The organism is Deltaproteobacteria bacterium, from assembly GCA_016183175.1.
Classification (GTDB): Bacteria; UBA10199; UBA10199; order UBA10199; family SBBF01; genus JACPFC01.
The window spans coordinates 39,094-49,739 of record JACPFC010000032.1; the positions used below are offsets into that span (position 1 = coordinate 39,094).

9 protein-coding genes are annotated in these 10,646 nt (G+C 55.1%); 6 read left to right on the forward strand and 3 right to left on the reverse strand.

The features are described from left to right. Positions 1–73: 73 nt before the first annotated feature. Positions 74–1,291, forward strand: coding sequence for a sodium:calcium antiporter (locus tag HYU99_04190; GenBank protein MBI2339557.1), 1,218 nt, complete (start codon positions 74–76; stop codon positions 1,289–1,291). Beyond that, positions 1,273–1,797, forward strand: coding sequence for a thioredoxin family protein (locus HYU99_04195; protein MBI2339558.1), 525 nt, complete (start codon positions 1,273–1,275; stop codon positions 1,795–1,797). Before HYU99_04190 ends, HYU99_04195 begins: the two co-directional genes overlap by 19 nt. Before the next feature lie 387 nt (positions 1,798–2,184). Here HYU99_04195 and HYU99_04200 read toward each other — a convergent pair whose 3' ends face one another. Next, a complete protein-coding gene (locus tag HYU99_04200; GenBank protein MBI2339559.1) occupies positions 2,185–2,517 on the reverse strand; it encodes a hypothetical protein in 333 nt (110 codons plus the stop codon). A 297-nt stretch (positions 2,518–2,814) separates the two neighbouring features. Between HYU99_04200 and HYU99_04205 the strand changes: the two genes are divergently transcribed. Beyond that, positions 2,815–3,180 (forward strand): aspartate 1-decarboxylase, encoded by a 366-nt coding sequence (locus HYU99_04205; protein MBI2339560.1) that lies wholly within the window; start codon positions 2,815–2,817, stop codon positions 3,178–3,180. 4 nt (positions 3,181–3,184) lie between these two features. Continuing rightward, positions 3,185–4,294, forward strand: a complete 1,110-nt coding sequence (locus HYU99_04210; GenBank protein MBI2339561.1) for a zinc-binding dehydrogenase — start codon at positions 3,185–3,187, stop codon at positions 4,292–4,294. Between the two features lie 101 nt (positions 4,295–4,395). Here the strand turns inward: HYU99_04210 and HYU99_04215 are convergent, their stop codons facing one another. Both HYU99_04215 and HYU99_04220 read right to left on the reverse strand, forming a co-directional pair. Further along, on the reverse strand, positions 4,396–4,854 hold the full coding sequence (locus HYU99_04215; protein MBI2339562.1) for a TlpA family protein disulfide reductase: 459 nt from the start codon (positions 4,852–4,854) through the stop codon (positions 4,396–4,398). Positions 4,855–5,070: 216 nt separating this feature from the next. Next, the gene (locus HYU99_04220; GenBank protein ID MBI2339563.1) at positions 5,071–7,131 is read right to left on the reverse strand and encodes a GMC family oxidoreductase; all 2,061 of its coding nucleotides are present in this window, start codon (positions 7,129–7,131) and stop codon (positions 5,071–5,073) included. 160 nt (positions 7,132–7,291) lie between these two features. On the opposite strand from HYU99_04220, the gene HYU99_04225 reads away from it, so the two are divergent. Continuing rightward, a complete protein-coding gene (locus HYU99_04225; GenBank protein MBI2339564.1) occupies positions 7,292–10,300 on the forward strand; it encodes a hypothetical protein in 3,009 nt (1,002 codons plus the stop codon). Positions 10,301–10,331: 31 nt separating this feature from the next. Next, a partial coding sequence (locus HYU99_04230; GenBank protein MBI2339565.1) for a hypothetical protein occupies positions 10,332–10,646 on the forward strand: 315 nt, incomplete at its 3' end.

A 10,646-nucleotide genomic window follows, 5' to 3' on the forward strand; every position in this document is an offset into this window, starting at 1 on the left:
TAAGTCTTATAGGACCTATTACTTTTCAAGCATTTTCCTTGTCATCACGTTTCAATGCCGTTACATATCCCCCATGCCCAAACCCCGCGATTTCGGCTTCATTACTCTTACTCTCCTCCTCTGCGGCCAATGGGTCGTGCTCAAATGCACCGGCGTTCATCTGGCCGAACCATGGAACGCCGTTTCTCCCGGCATCGCCATCTTCGGGGCCGCCTTCATGCTCTCATGGGGAGCGGAGCTGGCGCAGTTTGAAATCCCCCAGTCGCTGGCCATCGCCTTTCTGGCGTTGATCGCGGTTCTGCCCGAATATGCCGTCGACATGTACTTTGCGTGGGAGGCGGGAAAAAATCCGGAATACATCCACTACGCGACCGCCAACATGACCGGCGCCAACCGGCTTTTGATCGGCCTCGGCTGGGCCACGGTGGTTTTTGCCTATTTTTTCAAGACAAAAAAAGGGGAAGTAAAGCTGGAACCGGCCAACCGCGTGGAACTTTTCGCCCTGACGGCCGCCACCCTTTATTGCTTCATCATCCCCCTCAAGCATTCCCTTTCGTGGGTCGATTCGCTTTTTCTGCTGGCGATTTTTGGCTGGTACATGTTTCAGGCCACTCGGGCCCACCACGAAGAACCGGAGATCGAAGGGCCGATTGAGGCATTGGCCTCCTGGCCCCGCGGCAGAAGATTGTTGGCCACCCTTTTCTTCTTCGCCTTTTCCGGTTACGTGATTTTCATTTCGGCCGAGCCGTTTGCCGAAGGGCTTCTGGCGGTCGGAAGGAATTGGGGAATCGAGGAATTTATCCTTGTCCAGTGGCTGGCGCCGCTCGCCTCCGAATCGCCGGAGTTTATTGTCGCCATTATTTTCGCCCTGCGGGCGCGGGCTGATGCCAGCCTCGGCACGCTCATTTCTTCCAAGGTAAATCAGTGGACGCTTCTGGTGGGGATGCTCCCTCTTGTCTACAATCTCTCCGCGGGGCATTTTGGCCCGATGGTCATGGACTCCCGGCAGTCGGAGGAAATTTTCCTGACCGCCGCCCAGTCGGTACTGGCGCTTGTCATCATCATGAACCTTCGCTTCTCCATCACCGAGGCGTTGATTCTCTTCGTTCTCTTTGTCACCCAACTCTTTTTCACCTCCACCGAGGCGCGCGATATCTATGCCATTGTGTATCTTGCGCTTGGCATCGGGTGGTTTTTTATTATAAAGGACAACCGCAAAGGGGGGTGGCTGATGATCCGCGATGGATTAAGACACCCGAACTCGGCACAAAGATGCCGCCGTTCGAGTTGAAAGACCCTTACGGCAAGACATACAAAGGAAACGACCTCTTCGGAAGAAAGGGATTGCTGGTCGCCTTTACCTGCAACCACTGCCCCTATGCCATCGCCGTCTGGCCACGACTTGTCATACTGGCCCGCCACGCCGGTGAACTGGGAGTCAACACCGTCGGAATCAACCCGAATATTCATCCCGATTATCCCGAAGATGCGCCGGAAAAGATGAAGATCAAAATCCGCGAATGGGGCATCGGTTTTCCCTATCTTGTCGACGAAACGCAGAAGGCGGCCGATGCCTTCAAGGCCCAGTGCACGCCGGACCTCTATTTATTTAATGAGAAGCAGGAGCTGGTCTATCATGGCCGGCTCGATGACAATTGGCAGGACGAAAAAAAGGTCAAACGGCAGGAACTGAAAGAGGTAATCGAAAACTTGGCCGCCGGGAAGCCGATTTCAAAGGATCAAAAACACTCCATGGGCTGTTCAATCAAATGGAAACAAGCCCCGAAGGGGCGTTGAGGGGGAGGCTCCATCCGGCTTGGCCGGTGGAGGGGGCGACGCGAGCCCCCCTAATAGCCTGTTACATCAAATGGAGATAATGTAAAAACCAAGAGAGTCCTTTTGGACTGCGCAATTTTCGTTCCCGCCAGCCACATTGGCCTTCGAGACAAGTCACCTCTAAAGCGGCTTACGAAAATTGCGAAGACAAGGGGACTCTCTTGGTTTGGCTCTTGGTTTGGCTCTTGGTTTGCAAAGTAAAGAAAAAAGCCCCTCCGTCTTGGGCGGAGAGGCTTTTTAAAGGAGGGTCTTAATCAAGGATTAAATGTGAGCGAGAATCGGATTCATTCCGTTCGAGCGAACGGGGGGCACGGGGGCGCCAGCGGCAAAGCCCCCGATTTAATCGATTTAATTGGTTCTGTTTTTAAAGCTGAAAAACTCGTCCAGCGATGTCCCCAGTTTTTGGGCAATGGCGTTGGCCTCGCCGATCAGCCGCTCGATCTTGCGCTTCCGCTGAAGCTGGCGCTTCTGGCTGGGGCGCATGTTATCAAGGGCCTTTAAAATATCTTCGTGGCTCAAATTCCATTTGAGGTTGGGATGCTCGTCCTGCAACTTTTTATAGGTGGTGAGCACATCGTCCCCTTTCTGGAACTTGTGAATCACCTGCTGGCGATAGCCCTTCCCTTCCACAAAAACCATATGGACCAGATACAGCTTGCTTGAAACAACGCGTGTGTACATACATTCCTCCCGTCATGATGATATTCTTGCCACCTGCAACCTGCCCCAATAATGCCCCCTGCTAATATCATTATCGGCAGGCAATAAAAAAAGTTGCTAAAAAAATGATAAAAATCCAAAAAAAATTAAAAATCAAGTGATTTTAAGGGCTTAAATAGAGCCTGGAAAAAAATTATCCAACTGTCACTCCCGACAATCGCGCTAATCACGATTCTATTTAAAAAAAAATGACTAATTCAGAGGGGTTAGAAAGTTGACAAACTTTTTGTTTCTCATTAACGTGGTGCGTCAATAAATATGCTCCTCCAAGTGCTCAAATCAAAAATCCATCGGGCAACGGTGACCGAAGCAAATGTGAATTACGAGGGGTCGATCACGCTGGATAGCGAGTTAATGGAAAAAGCAAGTCTTTTGATCAACGAAATGGTCCATATCTGGGATGCCACCGAAGGGCACCGGCTCTACACCTACTGCATGCCCCCTGCCCCCAAAGGCTCCGGCACGGTCTGCATCAACGGCGCCGCCGCCCGGCTGATTAAAAAGGGGCACATCATCATCATCACCAGCTTTGTCAATCTGACCCCCGAGGAATATAAGACGCACAAACCGAACAAGGTGATTGTGGATGAGAAGAATCGGGTCAAGCAGGTGAAACACGAGTAGTGAAATGAAGGCCATCCGCATCCACGAATATGGCGGCATCGATAAACTCGTCATCGACGAAATCCCCGAACCCAAACCGGACGCAAACGAAGTAAAAATCGAGGCCAAGGCCACAAGCCTGAACCATCTCGACGTGTGGATCCGCCAGGGACTTCTCAAGCATTTAATCGGGGGCTTTGCCGCTGGCGCCCCCGCACCCCCCGTTCGCTCGCGCGGAATAAATCCGACGCTTGCTCACCATCTAAACCTCCCTCTCCCCCTTGTTCCGGGAAGCGACGGTTGCGGCGTTGTTGCCGACATCGGCTCGAAAGTCCTTTCCTTTAAAAAAGGGGATCGAGTCTTCTGGAACCCCGGATTCGGATGCGGAAAATGTCCGCCATGCAAGTCGGGCAACGAGGCCCTTTGCGTCCACTATCAAATTCTAGGCGAGAACTGCGACGGCGCCCATCGCCGGTTTCTTTGCCTCCCCGAAAACCGGGTCATCCCTCTTCCTTCTTCCATCCCGTTTGAAGAAGGGGCCGCCTTTCCCCTTGTCTTCATGACCGCCTGGCAGATGCTGGTCCGCAAAGCGGACATTCAAGCGGGACAGACGGCGCTCGTCATGGCAGGCGCCAGCGGCATCGGGACTGCGGCCATTCAAATCGCCAAACTGAAAGGGGCGCGGGTTATTGCCACGGCAGGATCGGATGAAACAAAAAAGAAACTTGAAGGTTTGGGGGCGGACGATGTCATCGATCATTATCAGGAAGAAATCGGCAAGCGAACCCTGGAACTGACGGGCGGCCGCGGCGTTGATGTCGTTTTCGAACATGTGGGGGCCAAAGTCTGGAAGGAGGCCCTTAAGGCCCTTGCCAAAGGGGGAAGGCTCGTCACCTGCGGCGCAACCACCGGCGCCGATGTGTCGATCAACCTCCGTCATGTATTTATGAAACACCAGCAGATTATCGGTTCCACCATGGGAAACAGGCGCGATTTGGAGGAAATCGTCCAATGGATCGGGAAGAGAAAATTAAGGCCGGTGATTCATGAGGTTCTGCCGTACACGGAGATCGGGAAAGGACATGAAATGCTGGAGAAGGGGGGGATATTTGGGAAGGTGGTGTTGAGATGGTAGGTAAATTCCAAATGTCAAAGTTCAAATGTCAAAAGAAAAGACAAAAAACAATGCTCAATTTGTCATTTGAAATTTGACATTGTTTTTTCCTTTGAACTTTGTCATTTGACATTTACCATTTTCCCAATGGTTCCCTCCCACCTCGGATGTTCCCAGTCCTGCGGCCCGGAAATCTTTTTTGTCACTTTGCCGTTTTTGTCGATCAAAAAACTCTCCGGCAGGCGATAGGTCCCGTACTCCCTCACCGCCTCCATCCCCTCCTCGTCAACCGACACCGCGATCAGGGCAAATTTTGCCCCATCGAATTTTTGAACGAGCCTGTCCAGCGAGGGGAACTCCTCGACGCACGGCGGGCACCATGTGGCCCAGAAGTGGAGAAGCACCACTTTGCCCCTGTACTGACTTAACGCCACTTTCTGTCCTTTTTCGTCCTTAAGACTGAAATCAGGCGCCTGTTTACCCACAAGGCTGTATCCACCGTTGGTCCCTTCCTTAAGGTAAGACCAGGCGATGATAACAGCCAGAAGGGCAACGAGGAGAAAGAGAATTTTTTTGTTCATAAAGGTTTTCAGTTCACCTGACAATTCAGTCTCGAGTGGATGTCTTTCAGGTTTTGTCGGCTGTTTGAGCGCACCTCAATGAACATCGCCAATCGGAACATTGCTTAAGCCCAACGACCGGATAGAGTGGCGATTAAATAGACCGCGAGTTCCGACAAAACCGAAAGCAGACACCGAGACTGAATTGTCTCTTACTGGCTTAAGCCGCAAACAGAGTCAAGCAGAGTGAATCCCCTCCGCGCAACGGGTTGCGAACGCCATGATGGTGATCTGCGGGTTGACGCCGAGCGAGGTGGGAAAGACCGAGCCATCAGCCACCCATAGATTCTCCACCCCATGCACCCGAAGGTTTTCATCGACCACCGACCTCTTCGGATCCATCCCCATCCGGCAGGTCCCCAGCGGATGAAACGCCGCCGATTCGAGATCGCGCCGCCGGATCTGCCGGCTCTCGACTTTTTCCATCTCTTCCACCGAGCTGATTTCGTGAATCGTCCGGACGGTGGGATAAACCTTCCGGGCGCCGGCGGAAAAGAAAAGACGCGCCAGAATTTTAAGCCCCTTTACAAAAAGTTCCTTCTCCCGATGGCCCAGATTGTAGAAGACAATCGGCCTCCCGCCGGGGCCTGAAACAACGCGCCCCCGGTTTTCGTCGTGAACCAGAAAGCCGTAGACGCCGACCCTTCGGTAGGCCCGCATGATTTCGGCGTGTTTTTCCTGGACCTGAAAAATGCTGGTGGCCAAAAGCCATGGCGGGAAAAAAACGCTCTCGAACATCATCCCTTCTTCCTCGTAATCGGCGATTTGCGATGCCTGCGGGACTCCTCTGTGCCCGTCGATGACCTCATCAAAAATCCCCACCATCTTCGCCGTCGGATGGATGGTGAGATTTTTTCCCAACTGCCCGCTTTGAAGGCCAATCCGGCTCCGCTTAAGGAGGAGCGGCGAATGGAGCGTTCCGCAGGCGACAACCGTTTTTTGAGGATAGACGATCAGCCTCGACCGCGGTTGTCCGGTCTGTGGATCAAAAAAACGGGCGTCGATCCGGTAGACTCTGCCGGGCCGCCGGTGGAGACGTTCGACTCTGCAAAAGGGATAAAGCCGCGCCCCTGCCTTAAAGGCCAGAGGGAGGTAGCTCCGCTCCATGCTCTGTTTGGCGCCGGTGGGGCACCCGAAGATGCAGACGCCGCTCCCCTGACAATCGGGCGCATTGCGTTGCAAAGGGCCGCCGTGAAGCCCCAGTTTTTTGGCCGCCCCCTGGAGGACCCGGTCGTTTCCCCCCAAAACCGGGTCGGCAACAGGAGCCACACCCAATGTCGATTCAACCTTTTCAAAAAACGGGTTCATCAATTCGGGGGTCAGATCGAGGCCAAAATCATTCCACCACCGGTCAAAAACTTTTTTGGGGGTCCGGAAACAGGTGCCGGAATTGATGATCGTCGTTCCTCCAACCCCTTTTCCGGTGGGGAGGAGAACCATCGGAACGCCGATTGTCGTCGTCATCCCGCCGTCGCGGTAGATGAGGGTGTTTCTTTCCATCGTGGAAAGATTCTTGAAATGCTCCAGCGAAAAAGGCCCCCCCTCTTCCAGAATCAAAACCTCATGCCCCTTTTCGGCCAGTTCTTTGGCCGCCACCGCCCCGCCGGCGCCGGAGCCGATAACACAGACTTCGACATTGATTTCGGTATCGCGCTCGGGGACGTCGAGGATACCAAAACGACGCGGGTCCTGCCGCCTGCGGGTTTCCCGCTCGTCCTCGGCGTCGCTGTGGCTCGCTCGGTTTGAGATGTCGTGGCGGCTTGTTGCATACGCCACATCGCCGCCTGCGGCGCGATCGGGAGCCCTCCCTTCGGCGTCACCCGCTTCTCGAATTACATCCCGCCCATCATAAGGCTCCACAAACCCGAGCTTTGCTGAAATTTCGTGGTTGGAATAATAGGCGGCATAGATAAAGGCGTGCAGGGGACGAAAGAGAAGATAGCGGATATAGGAATGGCCGGCCCCCCACTTTTTGACATAGCGATCCCGCTTTGCCGCCGATAACCCGGTGAACGGTCTGAAGCGGAAAAGAAGAGGCTCCCATTCAAGAATCCAGAGCGCAAAAAAAATTGACCATCGCAGTTGCGGAGAGCAGTGGGTGAGGGAAAACAGGATACGCTCTCTAAAATGGGCCTGCTCGAGAGAGACCTTCTTAAGCACCTCTTCGGTGATTAAAGACCGCGCCAAAGCCTCTAAAATTCTCCCTCTTCGCCGGGAGAGGAGTTGAAATCTGGACATTGATGTCTAGTTTAGTGTCAAACACCATGAAATCACAAGGGAAAATTAACAGGGACATTGGACAATTTAGGCAAATTTGTTCGAGTAAATTTGGGTGACACCAAAGGGGTTATTTGATAACATAATATGGATAAAAAATTATCAATAACAAGGGGGGGCTATGAAACCTATTTTGTCGATCCTTTTCGGTCTCTTTCTGGGGTTATCCCTGTTCGGACAGGGGTGCGGCAGTGAGTCGGCGGATGACAGCGAGGCTGTCGATGATGGGGGAACATTTAGTGAAGAGACCATCACTCTTGCTGTCACCGTGGCCGAACCGGTGTCTGCCGATCTTTCGGTCCCTGCCCTGACAATTGGGAAAAGGGGGCTGACCCTCAAATCACCCGCCATGGCAACGGAGGCCAGTGAGGGCACCGACGTGATGATTACAAACTGCGAGGGATTCCCCACCATCTATGGTTGCACCACCGATGCAAACGGCTTTTGTGAGGCGGAGGTACCGGTATCGGAGGCGGACTGCTTCATCTTAAAAGCGAACAACGACGACATAGTCATGCAGTCGGTCGAGTCCTACACGGAGGAAGAGGTCGAGGCCCTCGTCGCCTCCGGTGAGGTTCAAATCGAGGGGGTCACTCCGGCCACCGATTTGACAACGGCCATGGCCAAAGCGGCCTGCGACGGCAATTTGGGCGATTGCCCCCTCGACATGCCCTCTCTGGTTGCCGCCACCGACGCGATGGTCGCCGACGCCGCCACTCGGGACGACCATGATGAAGGGACGACCGGGGCCTCCCTGGCCGATCTGGTCGCTGTCCAAGAGGAGCTGATTCTTAACGTGACCGGCAAAAGGTCCGCCAACATGATGGCGGAGGCCTTAATCAATGAAGAGACAAACGACATCGAGGCGCTCACCGGCCCCTTTGGCGACACGCTTTTGGCCGATGCAAATGTCGCCGGGGATGCGATCGCCGATGCCTACTGCGACCCAACAAACCTGGTCTGGCGCGAGGCGGTGGACGATGCGGCCGCCGAGGAGGGCTTAAACGTCGATGACGTCGCCAAAATGGTGGTCAGCGTCATCGAAGAATCGGAGCCGGATGAAGTGGCCGATACCGATTCCTTGGAATTTCAGAATGCCGCCCTTGCCATCACCGCGGTGGGCGACATCGTTACAAAAGGGGCTACCTCGACGGCGATCAAACAGGCCATAGCTGAACTGATGCGGATGGGGGGGATGAATGGCACAGACATTGATGTCGTCAAGCAGGCGATGGGACTTTTGGTGGCTACCTTTCCGGAAGACATTTCGACATTGAACGGGGAAACTGCGGCCCGGGCCGCCTATCTGTTCAATGCCGACCTCGTGTCCCAAGGCGCCACCCGTTACGATCCGGTAACCCTCGCCTCCACCCATGCTACGGCCCTCAAGGATCCCAGCGTCCAGCTTTCCATCGTGGCAGGGGGAATTTCCACCTATCTGACAAATTTCATTGCCGACCCGGCCGGTTTCAACGCCTCGTCCAACAAAACAAACATCAAAAGCGCGATGGGGTCCACCTGCACACAAGATAGTGACTGCGCCGCGGCCAAATGCGTGGGCCAGGTCTGCACCGCCGATTCCTACACCATGGGAACCCCGTGTGACGACAACGACGACTGCATCAGCGGCGAGCTTTGCGCGGGGCATCGGCGCCGGATTTGCATGCGGGCCGACAGCGTCCCAAACACGATGTACACCTTCGCCTCGGGGGGCATACGGGTTGTCCGGAGCGATGTAAGCATCTCCAGCGGCGAGGCCGGCTCCCCCTGCCCCTGTAACAGCGGCTTTACCTGCACCAGTTCCACCGCCTCCGCCGGCATCTGCCGCCCCAATACGCTGACCGCTTATAAAGGGCCGGGGATGACCTGCCTCGCCAATTCCGAATGCGTCAGCAACACCTGCACCAGCGGCCTTTGCGGCATTAACAGCGATTTCCTGACGACCATGACGAGTATCTTCGGGACCTTAAAGGAGCTTGGGGGCCCTTGCGCGTCCCACTTTGAGTGTAAGAGCCAGTGGTGCAACGCCGGAAGATGCGATTCGCCCCCATCCAGCGTTCTTGGCCTCTTCTCCGGAATCACGCTCCTGGGTCCGGGGGCCGCCTGCACCGCCAACAACCAGTGCCAGTCCTTTTTCTGCAATGGGGGATTTTGCGGGAGTTACAGCGGTAGCGGTACCATCGGCACCTTCGAAACAGGGACGGTCGCCTCCGGCGGAACCTGCAATTACACCTCCCAGTGCCAAAGCGGCCTTAATTGTATTTCGGGAACCTGTGCAGCCTATACGGCGTTCACCTCCTGCAACGCCACCAGCCAGTGTCCATCGGATGCCTATTGCAAAGAATTCACCTGTGTCGCCAAATCGACGGCGGGAGGAACCTGCGCGCCGACAACGACAAGCACCATCGGAAACGCCTGTACGGCCGGTCTCTACTGCAACGTGGGAGCAAACCTTTGCGCGGTGCCCAAGGTGACGGTTGTGGCAACCTTCCCCGCCCCGGTCACCAATAAAAACTTCCAGTGCTGGATCGGCACGTCGGCCCAATACACCAGCGCCCTCTACCTCTCTCCGGTCATCCCCGTCAGCGGCGGTCAGGCGACTGTGCTCTTCCCCACTGTCGCCGCCGGAACTTATTTTGTCGGGGGCTGGGTCGACAACAATAACAATGGTGCGCGAGACTTGAACGACTTTCGGGGCTTCCACAACGGTCTCAATACTTCCAAACCTGCGGCAGTGGCATCGGTTGTTGTCCCCGTTAGCGACAACATTAATGTCACTTTCCCCCTCTATACGGTTCCCAGCGTGATCGTTAATCTGACCCTGCTGGCTTCGGTCACCAACAAACATGTCAGGGCCTGGATCGGCACGGTGTCAGCCATGAACAGCGGTCTCTACTTCGCTGATATCGCCAGCTTCACCGGCACCACGGCGCTTTTGACATTCCCCAATGTTCCCGCGGGAACCTATTTTGTCGGGGGGTGGGCCGACATCGATGCCAGTGGCGCGCCAAACTCGGGGGACAAGCAGGGTTACCACAACGGCGCGGGGGTGAATCCTCCGGGAGGGCCGTCGGCCACTGTGCCCGCCGCGGGCGATTTTACCGTCAATATCACGGCCGGGACGTTGTAAGACGATGCCTTAAGAAGGGGGGGCGGATTGGATGATGAAAAATATCTTCCCGTTTGGGGTGGCCCTGTTTTTGGCAGTTGGTCTTTTGCAGGCCTGCCTCGAATCGGCGGAGGATGAAGAGGCTGTCGACGAGGGGACCTTTTCCGAAGAAACCATCACCCTTGCCGTCACCGTGGCCGAACCGGTGTCTGCCGATCTTTCGGCCCCTGCTCTAAAAATCGGGAAAAGGGGATTGGCGCTTAAATCGCCCGCCATGGCCACAGAGGCCGCCGAGGCAGGTGACGTGATTCTCAAGACAGCTGATGGTCTTCTCCCCACCATTTATGGTTGCACCATCGACGAAACC

Bases quoted from the DNA above. Each gene is read 5' to 3' on its own strand.
- HYU99_04190 (MBI2339557.1), top strand. From the start codon at position 74: ATGCCCAAACCCCGCGATTTCGGCTTCATTACTCTTACTCTCCTCCTC.
- HYU99_04195 (MBI2339558.1), top strand. From the start codon at position 1,273: ATGCCGCCGTTCGAGTTGAAAGACCCTTACGGCAAGACATACAAAGGA.
- HYU99_04200 (MBI2339559.1), bottom strand. From the start codon at position 2,517: ATGTACACACGCGTTGTTTCAAGCAAGCTGTATCTGGTCCATATGGTT.
- HYU99_04205 (MBI2339560.1), top strand. From the start codon at position 2,815: ATGCTCCTCCAAGTGCTCAAATCAAAAATCCATCGGGCAACGGTGACC.
- HYU99_04210 (MBI2339561.1), top strand. From the start codon at position 3,185: ATGAAGGCCATCCGCATCCACGAATATGGCGGCATCGATAAACTCGTC.
- HYU99_04215 (MBI2339562.1), bottom strand. From the start codon at position 4,854: ATGAACAAAAAAATTCTCTTTCTCCTCGTTGCCCTTCTGGCTGTTATC.
- HYU99_04220 (MBI2339563.1), bottom strand. From the start codon at position 7,131: ATGTCCAGATTTCAACTCCTCTCCCGGCGAAGAGGGAGAATTTTAGAG.
- HYU99_04225 (MBI2339564.1), top strand. From the start codon at position 7,292: ATGAAACCTATTTTGTCGATCCTTTTCGGTCTCTTTCTGGGGTTATCC.